This window comes from Xanthomonas sp. 1678 (assembly GCF_031455575.1).
Classification (GTDB): domain Bacteria; phylum Pseudomonadota; class Gammaproteobacteria; order Xanthomonadales; family Xanthomonadaceae; genus Xanthomonas_A.
Genome location: NZ_JAVDSZ010000012.1, coordinates 82,662 through 99,915, shown reverse-complemented (window position 1 = coordinate 99,915; position 17,254 = coordinate 82,662). Strand labels below are relative to the sequence as shown.

The 17,254-nt window shown below is 69.7% G+C and carries 9 protein-coding genes; 4 read left to right on the top strand and 5 right to left on the bottom strand.

Going from position 1 to position 17,254, the window contains the following annotated elements:
• Positions 1 to 42: 42 nt before the first annotated feature.
• The 3 genes from acs (at position 43) to J2Y70_RS18665 (ending at position 4,064) form a co-directional block, all read left to right on the top strand.
• Entirely contained in the window at positions 43 to 1,986 is a 1,944-nt protein-coding gene (gene acs, locus J2Y70_RS18675; RefSeq protein WP_309920935.1) for an acetate--CoA ligase, read from the top strand.
• 147 nt (positions 1,987 to 2,133) lie between these two features.
• Complete coding sequence (locus J2Y70_RS18670; RefSeq protein WP_263396611.1) at positions 2,134 to 2,799, top strand: response regulator transcription factor; 666 nt, start codon at positions 2,134 to 2,136, stop codon at positions 2,797 to 2,799.
• Between the two features lie 698 nt (positions 2,800 to 3,497).
• A complete protein-coding gene (locus J2Y70_RS18665) occupies positions 3,498 to 4,064 on the top strand; it encodes a manganese efflux pump MntP family protein (protein WP_263396610.1) in 567 nt (188 codons plus the stop codon).
• 81 nt (positions 4,065 to 4,145) lie between these two features.
• On the opposite strand, the gene J2Y70_RS18660 is transcribed toward J2Y70_RS18665, so the two are convergent.
• The 5 genes from J2Y70_RS18660 to J2Y70_RS18640 all read right to left on the bottom strand — a co-directional run bounded on the left by J2Y70_RS18660 (position 4,146) and on the right by J2Y70_RS18640 (position 15,070).
• Positions 4,146 to 4,736, bottom strand: coding sequence for a 2OG-Fe(II) oxygenase (locus J2Y70_RS18660; RefSeq protein WP_309920931.1), 591 nt, complete (start codon positions 4,734 to 4,736; stop codon positions 4,146 to 4,148).
• Between the two features lie 290 nt (positions 4,737 to 5,026).
• Positions 5,027 to 7,735 (bottom strand): TonB-dependent receptor, encoded by a 2,709-nt coding sequence (locus J2Y70_RS18655; protein ID WP_309920929.1) that lies wholly within the window; start codon positions 7,733 to 7,735, stop codon positions 5,027 to 5,029.
• Between the two features lie 322 nt (positions 7,736 to 8,057).
• Entirely contained in the window at positions 8,058 to 9,908 is a 1,851-nt protein-coding gene (locus J2Y70_RS18650) for a sulfotransferase (RefSeq protein ID WP_309920926.1), read from the bottom strand.
• Positions 9,909 to 10,171: 263 nt separating this feature from the next.
• Entirely contained in the window at positions 10,172 to 13,612 is a 3,441-nt protein-coding gene (locus J2Y70_RS18645) for a PAS domain-containing hybrid sensor histidine kinase/response regulator (RefSeq protein WP_309920923.1), read from the bottom strand.
• A gap of 54 nt (positions 13,613 to 13,666) precedes the next feature.
• Positions 13,667 to 15,070: an ATP-binding protein gene (locus J2Y70_RS18640; protein WP_309920920.1), complete on the bottom strand. Its 1,404-nt coding sequence runs from the start codon at positions 15,068 to 15,070 to the stop codon at positions 13,667 to 13,669.
• 166 nt (positions 15,071 to 15,236) lie between these two features.
• On the opposite strand from J2Y70_RS18640, the gene J2Y70_RS18635 reads away from it, so the two are divergent.
• The gene (locus tag J2Y70_RS18635; RefSeq protein ID WP_309920917.1) at positions 15,237 to 17,138 is read left to right on the top strand and encodes a diguanylate cyclase; all 1,902 of its coding nucleotides are present in this window, start codon (positions 15,237 to 15,239) and stop codon (positions 17,136 to 17,138) included.
• Positions 17,139 to 17,254 lie beyond the last annotated feature (116 nt).

Here is a 17,254-nt window from a genome sequence, read left to right as displayed (position 1 = left end):
GCGCCGCCGCATGCGGCGCCCCCGTTCATTGCAGAGGGAACCATGGCCGATATCTATCCCGTCGATCCGCAGTTCGCCGCCCAGGCACGGATCGACAAGACCCAGTACCAGACCCTGTACCGGCGGTCGGTGGAACAGCCGGAGGCGTTCTGGGGCCAGGCCGCCGAGCGCCTGGACTGGTTCAAGAAGCCGACCCGGATCAAGGACGTGAGCTTCGCCCTGGACGACTTCCGCATCCGCTGGTTCGACGACGGCGAGCTCAACGCCAGCGTCAACTGCCTGGATCGCCAGCTGGCCACCCGCGGCGACAAGACCGCGCTGCTGTTCGAACCGGACAGCCCGGACGCGCCGTCCTACAACGTCAGCTACCGCGAACTGTACGAGCGCGTGTGCCGGCTCGGCAACGCGCTGCGCAAGCTCGGGGTCAAGAAGGGCGACCGCGTCACCATCTACCTGCCGATGATCCCCGACGCGGCGGTGGCGATGCTGGCCTGCGCGCGCATCGGCGCGATCCACTCGGTGGTGTTCGGCGGCTTCGCGCCCAACTCGATCGCCGACCGGGTGATCGACTGCGGCAGCAAGCTGATCATCACCGCCGACGAGGGCCTGCGCGGCGGCAAGAAGATCCCGCTCAAGGCCAACGTCGATGCGGCGCTGAAGCTGCCCGGTACCACGACCGTGGAGACCGTGCTGGTGGTGCGACACACCGGCGGCGCGGTGGACATGCAGGCCCCGCGCGACCGCTGGTTCCACGACGTGGTCGACAGCCAGCCAGCCGAATGCGAGCCCGAGCGCATGAACGCCGAGGATCCGCTGTTCATCCTCTACACCTCCGGTTCCACCGGCAAGCCCAAGGGCGTGCTGCACACCACCGCCGGCTACCTGCTGTACGCGGCCTACACCCACGAGGCGGTGTTCGACCTGCGCGAGGACGACATCTACTGGTGCACCGCCGACGTCGGCTGGGTCACCGGCCACAGCTACATCGTCTATGGCCCGCTGGCCAACGGCGCCACCGCGCTGATGTTCGAGGGCGTGCCCAACTACCCGAACGTGTCGCGCTTCTGGAACGTCATCGACAAGCACAAGGTCACGATCTTCTACACCGCGCCGACTGCGATCCGCGCGCTGATGCGCGAGGGCGAGGCGCCGGTCAAGCGTACGTCGCGCGCGTCCTTGCGCCTGCTCGGCAGCGTCGGCGAGCCGATCAATCCCGAGGCCTGGCGCTGGTACTTCGACGTGGTCGGCGACGGCCGCTGCCCGATCGTGGACACCTGGTGGCAGACCGAGACCGGCGGCATCCTGATCACCCCGCTGGCCGGCGCGATCGACCTCAAGCCCGGCTCGGCGACGCTGCCGTTCTTTGGCGTGCAGCCGGCGCTGGTCAACGCCGACGGCGAGATCCTGGAAGGCGCCACCGAAGGCAACCTGGTGCTGCGCGACTCGTGGCCGGGGCAGATGCGCACCGTCTACGGCGACCACCAGCGCTTCATCGACACCTACTTCCGCACCTACCCCGGCAGCTACTTCACCGGCGACGGCTGCCGCCGCGACGAAGACGGCTACTACTGGATCACCGGCCGCGTGGACGACGTCATCAACGTCTCCGGCCACCGCATCGGTACCGCCGAAGTGGAGAGCGCGCTGGTCTCGCACCCGAAGGTGGCCGAGGCCGCGGTGGTCGGCTTCCCGCACGACATCAAGGGCCAGGGCATCTATGCCTACGTGACCCTGGTGGCGGACGAGCAGCCGAGCGAGGCCCTGCACAAGGAACTGGTGGCCTGGGTGCGCAAGGAGATCGGCCCGATCGCCGCGCCCGACCACCTGCAATGGGCGCCGGGCCTGCCCAAGACCCGCTCGGGCAAGATCATGCGCCGCATCCTGCGCAAGATCGCCGAGAACGCGCCGGACCAGCTCGGCGACACCTCGACCCTGGCCGATCCGTCGGTAGTCGATTCGCTGGTGAACGAACGGCTGACGCGCTGAGGCGCGGCAGCCGGGATTCGGGAGTCGGGATTGGGGATTCGCCAAGCGGTCCCCGCCCCACTTCCACCTCACTGACGCCGCCACGCTGCCGCTGTTGCCGTCGCTCCAACGACTCCCAAATCCCCAATCCCCACTCCCGGCCCCACAATGACCACCCTGCTGATCGCCGACGACCATCCCCTGTTCCGCGAGGCGCTGCGCGGGGCGGTGCAGCGGGTGATGCCGGGGGTGCAGCTGTACGAGGCCGACAGCGTCGAGGCGCTGTACGCGCTGGCCGACCACCATGCCGATGCCGACCTGTTGCTGATGGATCTCAACATGCCCGGCGCGCAGGGTTTCAGTGCGCTGGTGCACATGCGCGCGCTGCATCCGCAGCTGCCGGTGGTGGTGGTGTCCGCGCGCGAGGAGCCGACGGTGATGCGCCGCGCGCTGGACCACGGCGCGTTCGGCTTCATTCCCAAGTCGGCCGATTCGGACACCATCGGCCTGGCCCTGGGCACGGTGCTGGACGGCGAACGCTGGGCGCCGCCGGAAGCGCACAACATGCCGCCCACCGACCGCGCCGAACGCGAGGTCGGGCAGCGCCTGCGCGAACTGACCCCGCAACAGTTCCGGGTGCTGCAGATGCTCGGCGCCGGCCGCCTCAACAAGCAGATCGCCTACGACCTGGGCGTGTCCGAGGCCACCATCAAGGCGCACGTCACCGCGATCCTGCGCAAGCTCGGCGTCACCAACCGCACCCAGGCGGTGCTGATGGCCGGCAAGCTGGCGATCGACAGCGATGGCATCGTGCTGCCGCTGGAAGAGGAGTAAAGACGCGCATTCCGGCGACTGTGCCGGTGCAACGCTTCGTCCGGTGTGCGCGGGGTTTTGCGGGAACGGCGCGGTGACCCGATTGCTTCGCGATGGGGCGTGCAACGGCAGCGATGTCAGCAGACCGTCGAGAGCTGTTCAAGGATCGCTTGCCGCAGCTCCTGCAAGACGGTTTCAATCCAGTACGCGGTTCGCGTATCTATCGCGGCCTCGCCAGCACACGTCTCCTCACCCGGCTGTGGCGGTGCCTGGAGGTTTTCGGTCGCGGCTGAAGCCGCTCCTACAGGGGGACATCGCGGATTGACGGCATCTCACTGTAGGAGCGGCTTCAGCCGCGACCGCTGTTCGCAGCGTGCGCCTTAGCCTGCCGCATCCATTGCCGATGCACGCCGATGGCCTCCGACACTCCACTGCCGCAGCGGCGGCGACGCGCCACCCATATAGCTGCTGCTAAGAAGAAAAGCTGCAGGTTCGCGTGCGTTCGAAGCGTATTCGCCGGCATTCGCCGCTGTTAGAATGCGCGTCCCTTGGGGAGTAGCCTGCTGTCCGGCGTGTCCGGACAGTGCCCGCATCAACACACTCGGCCGTTGCGCCGTGGTGCGGGCAGCCATCTCGGTTGGCGAGACCAGCGGCGAGCGTGCGTGGCGAAAGCCGGGCGTGCGCGCTCGTCGTCGTCTCCTGCCCCGGCGCGGTCTCCCATGTCGTTTCTTTCGATTCTGTTGCTCGGCATCGCCATGTCCACCGACGCCTTCGCCGCGGCGGTCGGCAAGGGCGCGGCCATGCGCAAGCCGCTCTGGCGCGACGCCCTGCGCGCTGGGCTGATCTTCGGCTGCATCGAGGCGCTGACGCCGGTGCTGGGCTGGCTGCTGGGCCAGGCCGCGGCCAAGTACGTGGCCGCGTTCGACCACTGGATCGCGTTCGGCCTGCTCGGCGCGCTCGGCGTGCACATGATCGTCGCCGGGCTCAAGCCGCAGGAAGCCGAGCAGGCCGACGACGCGCGCAAGCGCCACGGCTTCTGGAGCCTGGCCGCGACCGGGCTGGCGACCAGCATCGATGCGATGGCGGTCGGCGTCGGCCTGGCCTTCCTCGACGTCAACATCGTCGAGGTCGCCGCGGTCATCGGCCTGTGCACGCTGACCATGGTGACCCTGGGCATCATGCTTGGCCGCGTGCTCGGCAGCCTGGCCGGCAAGCGCGCGGAGATCGTCGGCGGCGCGCTGCTGATCGCGATCGGCAGCACCATCCTGTACGAGCATCTGCAGTGAGGCCGGGATTGGGGAGTTGGGATTGGGGCTTCGCAACGGCGAAGCGCCTCGCTGCCTCGCTCCCAATCGGCCGCTTCATCCCTACGGCGGCGGGGACGGCTTGGCGGTGAATTCCAGGTAGGTGGACAGGATGTACTTGTCGCCGCTGCGCGGCGGCAGCGCGGCGTGCATGTACATCCAGTACGGCGGGAACATCAGCAGGCGTCCGGTGCGCGGCGCGACCTCCAGGTCCAGGTCGACGAAGCGGGTCTGTCCGCCCTCGGCCACGTCGTTGAGATACCACAGCAGCACCAGGTAGCGGCCGGTCTCCTCGTCGCAGGCGTCGAAATGCGGCTGGAAGCGCTCGCCGGCGCTGGCGCGGTAGCGCTTGATGCGCAGGTCGGCCAGGCGCGGGCGCCACGGCACCGGCGCGGACAGGCCGAGATCGGCGTTGTAGCGCGTCAATGCCGCACGCACCTGTTCGATGAAGAATCCCTGGAAGGCCGGATCGGCCGCGCGGGTCACGTTGAGCTCGGTCCAGGCGCTGTCGTGCAGGCCGGCGCGCGCGCCGGCGCCGTTATGGCGGTGCTGCGCCGACGCGTGTTCGAACTGCGCGATCAGTTGGCGACAGAAGCCGGCCTGCAGCGCGGCATCGTAGACGCGGACGTAGTGGCGAAGGTCGGTGTGGTTCATGCGCTCGGGCGCCTGTGCATCGTGGCGGGATGGCTGTTGCGATTCGCAGTGGCGACCATCGTTGGCGCCGCTTCGGCCAGGCGGCGCGCCAACCGCGAAGACCGCACAGACCGGCAGTCAGCAGCGACTGCATCGATCGCCACAGCATGGCGTCTGCCATTGCACCACTGCAGCGTCCCGGTCTGCCTCGCCATCGATGAATTCCTCAAAAAAACGGCGCGCCCAAACCGGACGCGCCGTGTGTCGCCCGCCAGCGTCCTTGCGCATGCAAGAGACGCCGGCCAAGACACTCAGAACCGATAGGTCGCGCGCATCCAGTAGTAGCGGCCGACCGTGTCGTAGGTGCTCACGTCGGTGTTCGCGTTCAGCACGTTGTTCTGGTACAGCACCGGCGGTTGCTTGTTGAACAGGTTGTCCACGCCCAGGTCGAAGCGGATGTTGGCGTCGGCCATGTCGTAGCCAAGCTGCAGCGCGTGGTACATGTAGCTGCCGTAGTTCAGCACCACACCCTTGTCGGCGGCATCGGCGGACATGTTCTCCGACAGGTCGGTACTGCCGACCTGGATCTTGCCGACCCAGCGCGTGGTCCAGGTCGCGTCCCAGTTGCCCAGCTTCCAGCCGATCTGGCCGCGGGCGCGCCAGCGCGCGTAGTTGCCGTACGACGAGTTGTACTTGCCGGCCATGTGCACCACCGAGTCGCCGGTGTCGATGTCGTAGCGCTGCAGGTAGGTGCTGTCCAGGGCCAGGGTGAACTTGCCGTAGGCCGTCTCCGGCAGCGCGTAGTTGGCGCCGAAGTCGATGCCCTGGGTGTCCAGCTTGCCGATGTTGACCACCGGGGTCTCGATGTAGTCGATGTTGCCGGCGCTGACCGTGCCCGCCGCATAGCGGTGGATGTAGCTGCAGTACGGGCTGCTCTCGTCGTTGTAGCAGATGTTGGCAACGGTCTGCGCCGAGATCGACTGGATCAGGTCGTCGAGCTTGACCTTCCACCAGTCGGCGTTGAACGACAGGCCCGGCACGGACTCGGGGCTGTAGACGATGCCGTAGTCGTAGGAGGTGCCCTTCTCCGGCTTCAGGTTGTAATTGGCGTAGGTCGAGCCGGACACGATCGCGTTGGTCTGCGACAGGCCCGAGCCGCTCCAGCCGGCGGCCACGCCTTCGCAGGCGTTCTCGTGGCCGCTGCCGCTGTAGTCGATGCACGGATCGGTGAAGGTCGGCGAGTTCGCGGTCGGACCTTGGTACAGGTCGTAGATGGTCGGCGCGCGGAACACCTGCGCAACCGTGCCGCGCACCATCAGGTCGTGGATCGGGCGCCACTCGAGCTGGAACGAGGCGCTGTTGTTGGTCGAGCTGACGCTGCTGTAGTCGGAGAAGCGATCGCTCAGGGTGACGTTCAACGCGCCGATCGGCGAGGACTGCGCCAGCAGCGGAATGAACAGCTGCGCATAGGCCTCCTTGACGCTGAAGGAGCCGCTCAGCGGCGAGGAGCACGCCTCGGAGGAAATCTCGCAGGTATTGTCGCTGTTGATCAGCGCATTGCTGGAGACGGTGTAGCCCAGGCTCTCCTTTCGATACAACGCGCCGACCGCCAGCTGTGCGCTGCCGGCCGGCAACTCCCACACGCTGCCGTTGGCGCTGGCTTCCCACTGGCGGGTGATGCTCGTGGTCTGGTAGCGCGGGATCGACTCGTGGCTGTTCATCCAGTCGATGGTGTTGGCGTCGGTCTGGTCGAAGATGTTCACTTCGCCCGCATCGATCGCATCCTGCAGCGCCGCGTAGTCCACATAGCCGTGGCTCCAGTTGCGCTGCTTGTAGTGCCCGTAATTGAAGTTGACGTCCCACACCCAGCTGGTATCGCCGATGCTGCCCTTCAAGCCGAGCACGTCCTGGTCGGTAGCGGTGTCGTAGAAGGTCTGGCGCTGGCCCAGCGAGCTGAAGCGGGTGCGGTACTCGTAGCCATTGGGGCCGAACTCGACGCCGAACGGGTTGTACGGGTTATCGGCGGCGATGGTGAGGCCGTCGCTCTGCGCATCGAACGGCAGCGGCGCGATCGCGGAGTTCGACATCGTGTGGTTGTGGTAGGCGTTGACGTAGGCCTGCACCTTGTCGGTGATGTTGAAGCTGCCCAGCACGAAACTGTTGACGCGCTGCTGCGGGGTCATCAGCAGGTTCTGCGCCTGGTAGTTGTAGGCGTCGGAGGAGGAGTAGCACTTGTAGCCGCCACTGCCGTCGCTGGTCATCGCGCCGTTGGCGCTGCAACCGTTGGCGGCCAGCGTGCTTGCCGGCAGCTTGTAGTAGCCGCTGGGGGTGCGGCTGGAGCCGCCCTTGTAGACGCTGCCGCTGGACAGGTACATCGCGTCCTTGGAGAACGCGCGATCGGCCGAGGAAATCGCTTTTTGCTTGTTGTAGTCGATGCCGACCACGAGGTTGCCGCGGTCCCAGGTCTTGCCGAAGGTGAAGGTGCCGCCCTGGCGGGCGCCGTCGCCGCGGCTGGCCTGGCCGTAGTTGGCGACGAATTCGCCGCCTTCGAAGTTCTTGCGCAGGATGAAGTTGACCACGCCGCCGATGGCATCGGAGCCGTATAGCGCCGACGCGCCGACCTTCAGCACTTCGACATGATCGATCATGCTGGTCGGGATCGAATTGATGTCGTTGTTGAGGATGCGGTGGCCGTCGATCAGGATCAGCGTGCGCTGGTCGCCCAGGCCGCGCAGCGACACGGTCGAGGCGCCATCGCCGCCGCCGTTGTTGACCTGCGGGTTGGTCGCGTCGCCGGCGATGCCGGGCAGCGACTGCATAAGGTCGCCGAGGGTCTGCTTTCCGCTCTGCTGGATCTGCTGGCGATCGACCACGGTGACCGGGCTGGCGGTCTCCACGTCCACGCGGCGCACCAGCGAGCCGGTCACGGTGACCCGGTCCAGGTCCACCGCGCCGTCGGCCGCTGCCGGCGCAGCGGTATCGGCGCCTTGCGCGTAGAGCGTGGCGGGAAGCGTCGCCATTCCCAGGCAGATGGCCTGGGCGAGTCTGTTCTTTGCTACGGACATTGGGAAAACCTCATGTGATGGGCAACAGCACGCCAGCGGTGCACGCGGACGCGAACCGATTTCCGATCGCGCAGGGCGCGATGTCTTTTTGTTGGATACCTCGGGCAGACGTCGTCGGGACCGTCAAGCACTTGTTAGTTTTTTATAAGAAAAGTGTTGTTTCGCTGTGCCGGATTGCGCCAGCGCTTGGCACAATCGCTACATCGTCCGAAGACATGCCGTGCGCGCATCGGCGACGGCGCCACGGCAGCCGCCGCAGGCAACGCATGTACGCGTATCAGTCGACGCGATAGTCCCAGCGCTGCAGATAGGGTTGCAGCAGCGACAGCACCGGTTCGAAGAAACCGCGATACGGGCGCCAGCGGTCCAGGCCGTTGCGGTTGATGCCCTCGACCACCTGCGCATAGCTGGGCGTGCTGATGAAGCCCTTGGCGCGTGCGTGGCGCTGGAAATCCAGCAGCCGCGCCGGCTGGTCGAGGTGCAGAAAGCCGCCCAGCCGCGCGACCTGCGCCTGCGGATCGGCGACCAGGTCTTCGTAGCGGATTTCCAGCGCGTGCGGCTGCAGCAGCTCGGCGTGGTAGAGCCAGCACGCCATCGCATCGGCATAACCCTGCGCCAGGCGCTGCGCGCTGGAACACAGCACCGCGAAGGCCGGCGACCGGAACGCCTGCATGTAGCAGCTCAACAGCACGTCGCAGGGGTGGCGCAGCGCCAGGATCACCTGCGCCTCGGGAAACAGCCGCCGGATCAGCGGCAGGCGCAGCAGGTTCAGCGGATTCTTGTCGACCAGGCGTTGCCCGGGCCGCAGGTCCACCACGCCGCGCACCGCTTGCCAGTAGTCGGCGCGCAACGCGGCGCAGTCGGCGTCGTCCAGTTCGCCCAGGCCGTCGGGCCAGGCCAGGCCGCGGCGTTCGCCGCGCTCGGCCAGCGCTTGCAGGAACGGCCGCTCGTCCATCGCGCACAACTGCGGATGCGCATCGAGCATCTGTTCCAGCAGGGTGGTGCCGGAACGCGGGAAACCGACCACGAAGATCGGCGACGCCTCGCGCGCCGGGCCGGCCACCGGTCGCGCCGCGGCGTAGCGCGCCGGATCCCAGCGGCGCCGCGCGGCGGGCAGCGGCGGCGCGTCCGCCGCGAGCAGCTCGGGCACCAGCGAGGCGATGCCGTCGACCTGCCCGGCATGGCCCTGCGCGCATGCCGCCAGCGCCTCGTCGTGGCGCCCCAGGCGGTCGCACACGCGGGCCATCGCGAAGAACAGGTTGCTCTGCTTGCGCGGGTCGGTGGCCGCGCCGAGCAAGCCGGACAGCAGCCGGTACGCGGCGTCCCAGCGTCCGTCGCGCATCGCCAGTACCGCCAGCGCATTGAGTGCATCGTGGCGCGCGTCCATGTCCTCGATCCGTTCCGGCGCCGGCAGTTGCGCCGCCGCCTGGCGCGCTTCATCGAGGCGGTTGGCGCGTTCCAGCACCAGCACCAGGCGCGACCAGGCGCGCTCGGGCTGCGGCATCGCGCCGGCCGCGCACGTGCGCAGCATCTGGCATGCGCTGTCGGTATCGCCGGCCTGCGACAGCAGCCACGCCAGCTCCAGCATGATCTGCGCGTCCTGCGCGGGCCATTGCCGCCAGTCCGCGATCAGCGCCGCCACGCGTTGGACGTCGCCGCATTCGTGGCAGGCCATCGCGGCGTGCACGCGCAAGGGCGGCGACTGCGGCGCCAGCGCGTGCGCATCCAGCAGATGCCCGCGCGCCGCGCCGTAGTCGCCCTGGTCCATCGCCAGCAGGCCGAGGTTGTGGTGCAGCATCGGATCCTCCGGCGCCAGCGCGCGCGCCTGCGCATACGCCTGCCGTGCCTCGGCGAAACGCCGCGCCTCGCGCAAGGCCGTGCCCAGGTTGTTCCAGTGCGCCACGTCCTGCGGCTGGCGCTCGGCCAGCGCGCGATACAGCGCGGCCGCCTGCGCCGGCTGGCCCTGCATCTGCAGGCTCATCGCCAGCAGGCTGCTGGCCAGCGCATCGCCGGGCGCGTGCTGCAGGTAGCGGCGCGCGCCGCGCTCCAGTTGCAGCGCCTGCCCGGCCTCCAGTGCCGCCAGCAATGCGGGAACCGACGGGATCGCGGCGTCTTGCGGTGAGGTCATGCGGGTGGCGACGGCAGCAGGCGGAACGGACCTGCCACGATAGCCGTGCAGGATCGCGTCGCAACGCGTGTCGTGCCGAGCGACGACACACCGCGCACACAGTGTGGCTACGCAGCGCCGCTGCACCGCCTGCCAACGCGATCGGCAGGCCAAAGCCCGGACGCGATTGGACGGACGCAATGCCGCGCAGCGCCGCCGCGGCAGGGACGATTGGTCTAGCCGCGTACGGCTGGTTCTGCACGCGGCAATCGCGCGGCGCAGGCCTAGTCGCTCTTGATCGGATCGTGGTACGCGGTCAGGAAGGCGCGCAGCGAGGCCGGCTTGACCGGCTTGGTCAGCACCCGGTAGCCGCGCTCGCGCGCCTGCAGCTTCAATTCGTCGCGGCCGTCGGCGGTGAGCAGGGCGCCGGCGACCGGGCCGACCATCGCCTCGCGCAGCGCGTCCAGCGTGTCCAGCCCGTCGAGGCGGTCGTGCAGGTGGTAGTCGACCAGCATCACGTTGGGCGCGCGCGGCGCCAGCGCCAGCGCTTCGTCCACGGTGCTGGCGCAGATCACCTCCACCTGCCAGCGCCCGAGCAGCGCGCGCATGCCGTCGAGGATCTCCTGGTCGTTGTCCACGCACAGCACGCGCAGCCCGGCCAGCGAATCGGCCGCGGCGGCGGCGCGCTGCTGGCGTTGCTGCTTCTGCGGCACCGGCGCCACCCGCGGCAGGGTGATCGAGAACATGCTGCCGTGGCCGACCGCGCTGCGCGCATCCAGATCGTGGCCGAGCAGGCGCGAGATGCGCTGGCAGATCGACAGGCCCAGGCCCAGGCCCTGCTCGCCCCAGTCGAACGGCTGCTGGTAGCGCTGGAATTCCTCGAAGATCTGCTGCATGTGGTGCTTGGGAATGCCCGGACCGGTATCCCACACCTGCAGTTCCAGTTCCTCGCCGCGCCCGCGCATGCCCAGCACGATGCGGCCCTGGCGGGTGTAGCGCAGCGCGTTGGCGAGGAAGTTCTGCAGCACGCGGCGCAGCAGGCGACGGTCGCTGCGCACCCAGATCGGCCGCGCGAACACGTGCATGCGCAGGCCGCGGCCGGCGGCGACCGGGGTGTACTGCGCGGCCAGTTCGCGCAGCAGCACGCTGGCGTCGAAGTCCTCGATCGTCGGGCGCAGGCCGCCGGCGTCCAGCCGCGACACGTCGAGCAGCCCGTCGAGCAATTCCTCGGCCGCGCGCAGCGAGGCGTCCACGCGCTCGGCCAGGTGGCGCTGTTCCTCGTTCTGGTGCGCTTCGCGCAGCGCCGAAGCGAATAGCCGCGCCGCGTTGAGCGGTTGCAGCACGTCGTGGCTGATCGCGGCCAGGAAGCGGGTCTTGGATTGCTGCGCCAGCTCGGCCTCGCGCGAACGCGCGGCCACGCGCTGCTCCAGCGTCTCGTTGGCTTCCAGCAGCGCCTGCTCGGCGCGCTTGTAGTCGGTGATGTCGTTGTAGCTGGTCACGTAGCCGCCGCCGGGCAGCGGCTGGCCGCGCATCTCGATCACCTTGCCGTCGCTGCGGGTGCGCTCGAACACGTGCGAGGTGCCGGCGCGCAGGTGCGCGATGCGGCGGCTGATCTGCTCCTCGATCCGGCCCTCGCCCAGTTCGCCGCGCTCGGCGTTGTAGCGGATCAGGTCGGCGACCGGGCGGCCGACGTAGAGCATGCCGTCGGGGTAGCCGAACATCTGCTGGTAGCGCCGGTTCCACGCGGTCAGGCGCATCGCCGGATCGACCACGCTGACCCCGGCGCTGATGTTCTCCAGCGTGGTCGACAGGATCTCGCGGTTGAAGCGCAGCTCCTGCCCGGCCTCGTCGAGCACCGCCACCACCTCGCCCAGGTCCATGCCCGAACCGCGCAGCAGGCTGGTCAGCACCAGCCGCGCCGAGGCCGCGCCGATCGAGGCGGCGAGCAGGCGTTCGGTGAACTGCACCCAGACGCGGTCGGCCACTGCGTTGGGCTGCGGCTCGCGGCCGAGCAGCTGCGCCTGTTCGGCGAAAGCGCGGCGCGCATGGCGCTCGCCGACCATGCGCTCGGCCAGGGCCTGCAGATCGACCAGGTGCACCAGCCCGAGCCAGTCGCCGGCCACCGCCGGCCGCTGCGAGTACGGCTCCAGGAACGGCGCCGCGCGCAGCCGCTCGTCCAGGCCTGGGCGCCAGCGCGCCGACACCAGCATCATCGTGCCGACGTTGAGCAGCAGCGACCAGAACGTGCCATGCGCCAGCGGGTCCCAGCCGCTCATGCCGAACAGCTGCTGTGGGCGCAGCCAGGAGATGCCGAACGGCCCGTCGTGCAGCCACTGCGGCGCCAGCCAGCCGGCCTGGGTCAGCGCCGGCAGCAGCAAGGTGTAGATCCACACGACGAAGCCCAGCACCATGCCGGTCTCCACGCCCTTGCGGCTGGCCCCGCGCCAGTACAGCCCGCCGATCACCCCCGGCGCGAACTGCGCCACCGCGGCGAAGGCCATCAGCCCGTACGAGGCCAGGGTGCTGTCGTTGCTGCTGCTGCGGTAGTAGCCGTAGGCGATCAGCGCCAGCAGCAGGATCGCCAGGCGCCGGATCCACAGCACCCGTGAGGCGACGTCGGCGCCGCCGGCGGCCTGGTGCCCGCGACGGCGCAGCAGCACCGGCATCACCAGGTCGTTGCTGATCATCGTCGCCAGCGCGATGCTCGAAACGATGACCATGCCGGTGGCGGCGGAGAAGCCGCCGACATACGCGACCAGCGCCAGCGCGGTGCGGCCCTGGGCCAGCGGCAGCGCCAGCACGATGCTGTCGTCGGCCACGTCGCCGCCGCCGAACAGGGCGACGCCGGCCGCGGCGATCGGCACCACCATCGCCGAGATGATCACCAGGTACAGCCCGAACAGCCAGCGCGCCTTGCGGATGTCGCCGATGTCGCTGCATTCCACCACCGCCACGTGGAACTGCCGCGGCAGGCACACGATGGCCAGGAAGCTGAGCAGGGTCTGCGAGATGAAGCCCACCGGCGGGGTGTTCTGGAACAGCGTGCGCGCCGACTGCAGTACCTGGCCCTCGCGGCCGCTGAGCCACACGTAGGCGAACACGCCGACCGCGACCATCGCCAGCAGCTTGACCACCGATTCCAGCGCGATCGCCAGCATCATGCCGTGGTGGTGTTCGGTGGCATCCACCTGGCGGGTGCCGAACAGCGTGGCGAACAGCGCCATCAGCAATGCCACGTACAGCGCCGGATCGGCATAGAACGGCGCCCCGGCGCTGGACTGGCCGCTGAGCACCTGCAGGCTCATCGCCACCGCCTTGTACTGCAGCGCCAGGTACGGCACCACGCCGATCAGCGCGATCACCGCCACCAGCGCCGCCAGCCGCCGCGAGCGGCCGTAGCGCGAGGAGATGAAGTCGGCGATGGACACCGTGTTCTCGCTGCGCGCGATCAGCGCCAGCCGCTCGATGATGCGCCAGCCGAACAGCAGCAGCAGCAGCGGGCCGAGATAGATCGGCAGGTAGCCGGCGCCGTTGCGCACCGCGCTGCCGACCGCGCCGTAGAACGTCCACGACGAGCAGTACACCGCCAGCGCCAGGCTGTACACCGCCGGGCGCAGCCAGGGCCGCTCCGGGTACAACGGGCGCCGGTCGCCCCACCACGCCACTGCGAACAGCAGCGCCGCGTAGCCGACCGACACCAGCAGCAGGATCCAGCTAGAGACCAAGGGCGAGGCCTCCGCGGCGATCGCTGCAGTCTAGGGCGTGCCCGCCGCTGCCGTTCACGTGGCCGCCGCGGCGCCTGCGTGCAGCGGCAGCCGCAGGCGGAACACGCTGCCCCGCCCGGGCGCGCTCTCGACCAGCAGCGCGCCGCCGGCGGCGGCGATCAGGTTGGCGCTGACCGCCAGCCCCAGGCCGGTGCCCTGGCCGCTGGGCTTGGTGGTGAAGAACGGCTCCAGGCAGCGCGTGCGCACGTCCTCGCTCATGCCGTGGCCGTTGTCGCGAGCGACGATCTCCAGCATCGCGCCGGGCTGCGGCGCCAGCGCCAGTTCGAACTGCCCGCCCTCGGGCATCGCCTGCTGCGCATTGGCGGCGAGATTGAGCACGATCAGTTCCAGCTGCGCGCGGTCGAAGCGCACCGGGCATGGCGCTTCGTGCAGCTGCAGGCGCACCTGCACGTCCGGGCCGAACAGCTGGTCGAGCATGGGGCGCATGCCGGCGATGGTCTCGGCCGGTTCGAACACTTCCAGCCGGGTGGCTTCCTGGCGGCTGAAATCCAGCAGCTTGCGGGTCACCGCGGCCGCGCGCCGCGCCGCCGCGTCGGCGCCCTGCAAGGCGGCCTTGAGCTGCTCCGGATCGTCGCTGCGCCGCCCGCGCGCGGCATAGCCCATGATCAGGCTCAGCAGGTGATTGAAATCGTGCGCCACGCCGCTGGCCAGGCGGCCGACGCTCTCCATCTTCTGCGCGTGCACCAGCTGATCGCGCGAGCGCTCCTTTTCCTGCATCTCCAGCTGCAGCCGGTCGCGCGAGCGGGCCAACTCGTTGCCGCGCTTGCGCGCCAGCGCCAGGCTCTCGCGCAGGGCCGCCACCGACTGGTCCAGCACCAGGGCGACGATCACGAAGCCAACCAGGCTGCCCAGCGCGACTTCCAGTATCCGCGGCCACATCGCCGGCAGGAAGAACAGGCGCGCCGCATCGCGCCATGCGCCCAGCGCGACCACCAGCGCCAGCCACGCCACCGCGCCCCACAGCGCGCGCCGGCTCAGCAGCAGCCCGCCGACCAGCACCGGCAGCAGCTGCCCGAGCTGGCTGCGCAGCTGTGCCTCCAGCCCCCAGCGCGCGTAGCCCACGGTCAACAGCGCCATGCTCACCACCACGAACAACCGTGCCGCCCACAGGAACGCGCCACGCCGCAGCAACGCGAAGCACACTCCCATCGCCAACGCGTTGAGCCCCGCCAACCACACCGCGACCGGATCGATGGCCGTGCCGGCCCGCCACCATGCCACCGGCATCGCCGCCAGCTGATACAGGCCCACGAACACCAGAACCAGTTGCAGCAACGCCGCGTTGCGCCGATCGACGCGATCGGCCAGCGGGATCGCGCGCCACCAGCGCCGCACGCAGGCCAGCGGCCCCGCGGCGGGCCGGTCGCTGGAGTGCTGGGGAGTGGGCAGGTCGGGCATGCGCGGGGCCTGTGGAAGGAGTGCGCCGCCGACAGGCGGGCACGGACTGGGGCTATATTAGCCACCTCCGTCTTCCCGCTGGATGCGACACGGCACTGGACCTGCAGGTTGCCGCGCATGCTGCACGGGCCGATGCCACCGCTCGACGCGCCTGGATTGCAAAACGATGACGCTTCACTTCCTCACCGGCCCGGGCCGGGCCGTGTTCGTGGTCGCAGGCCTGCTCGCCGGCCAGGCACTGGCGCAGACCGTTCCCGGCAACGATCCGTACGAGCCACTGCTGCGCCGCTGCCACGCCAGCATCTCGCAGCAGCCCAGCGCCTCGCTGGACATCGCTAGGGACCTGCTGGCCAAGCCTGGCCTGCCGGTGCCGACCCAGGTGCGGGCGACCGCGTGCCTGGCCACCGCCCAGCAGGTGCTGGGCGACAACACGCAGTCGGTGGCGACGACCGAGCGCCTGCTCGCATTGCTGCAAACGCCGGGACTGCCGCCGATCGTCCATGCAGGCGGCCGCCTGCAGGCGGCGGCGCTGCTGCAGCAGAATGGTCAGTTGACGCGTGCGATGGAGCTGCTGGAGCAGATCCAGGCCGATGCGCAGCGCACCGGCGACACCAACGCGCAGATCGGCGCGCTGGCCGGTATCGCGCTGATGCGTGGCGACGCACTGGACGATTCGGAAGGCGCGCTGCGCTACTTCCGCCAGGCCATCGTCCTGGCCGAACAGGTACAACGGCCGCCGACGCAGGGCGACATGATGCTGTACTACAACTACGGCTACGCGCTGCTGATGCTCAAGCGCTACGACGAGGCCGACGCTGCCTTCGATAGCGCTACAGGGCTGGCAGCCAAGCTGGGCAATCAGGACCTGTTCCTCTATCGCATCGCCAGCCATCGCGGCGAGATCCAGCGCGCCGGCGGGCATACCGAGCGCGCCGAGCCGATCCTGCAGAAGACAGTGCAATGGCAGCAGGCGAACGGCGACCCGCAAGGCGCCACCGTCACGCTGCAACGCCTGGCGCGGCTGCGCCTGGACCAGGGCCGGGCTGCGGACGCGCTGGTCTATGCGGAGCAGGCGCAAGCGCTGTCCGAGCGCAGCCGCTTCACGTCGGAGATTCGCAATGGGCTGGACCTGATCAGCGAGATCCACGCCGCGCTGGGCAATGCCGACGCCGCGGCGCACTACGCGCAACAGGCGCGCGCGATGGATCGCGACAAGGCCCGCGCCGAAACCCTGGCCTCGCTGGCCAAGCTGCAGGCCGACGCGGCGCGCACGCTGCCGCCGGCCACCGCCGCGGGCAAGGCGCGCGCCGACAACGCCGGCCGCATCGCGATCGGCCTGGCGCTGGTGCTGCTGCTGGGCGCCACGCTGGTGATCGTGCACCGCCGCCGCCAGCGCCGGGCCGCCGACCGGAGCCTGCTCGATCCGCTGACCGGACTGCTGAACCGGCCGGAAGCCGAACGCAGGATGCAGGCGCTGTTCTCCACACCGACGCACGACAAGCGCGACGACAGCCGCTGCGCGCTGCTGCTGGTCGACGTGGACGGATTCAAGGCCTTGAACGCGCGCTACGGCCATGCCGCCGGCGACCGCGCGCTGCTGGCGCTGGCCGACTGTCTGCGCGCGAGCTGCGACGCCGGCGACCTGATCGCACGCTGGGGCAGCGAGGAGTTCCTGGTGGTGCGCGCGGACACCTCCGCGGCCGCCGCGTTCGCGCTGGCCGCGCACCTGCGCGGGGCGGTCGAACGCCTGCGCGTGGAAGCCGGCCAGGGCGAACTGCTGCCGTTGACGGTGTCGGTCGGCGCCGCGCCGTTCCCGCTGTTCCGCCGGCCCGATGCGCGCCTGCAGGACACCGTGGCCCTGGCCGAATGCGCGGTGCAGGCGGCCGGGCACGCCGGCGGCAACGCCTGGGCCGGACTGTGGGGCACGCCGGGCGACGTGGCGGTCGCGCCGCAGCAGGTGCTGGAGGATCCGTTGCAGGCGCGCGCGCAGGGCTGGGTGCTGCTCGATGGCAGCGATCCGCTGCTGTGGACGCGCGCGTTCGCCGCACCGGCCTCGCGGCGCGCGTGAGCGCGTCCGGACGTGGTGCGGCGCCGTGGATCGCGGGCGCCGTACCCTCACCCCCAACCCCTCTCCCGATGGGAGAGGGGCTATGCGCCGCGTGCCGGCAGTGCCGCGCGTGCGGC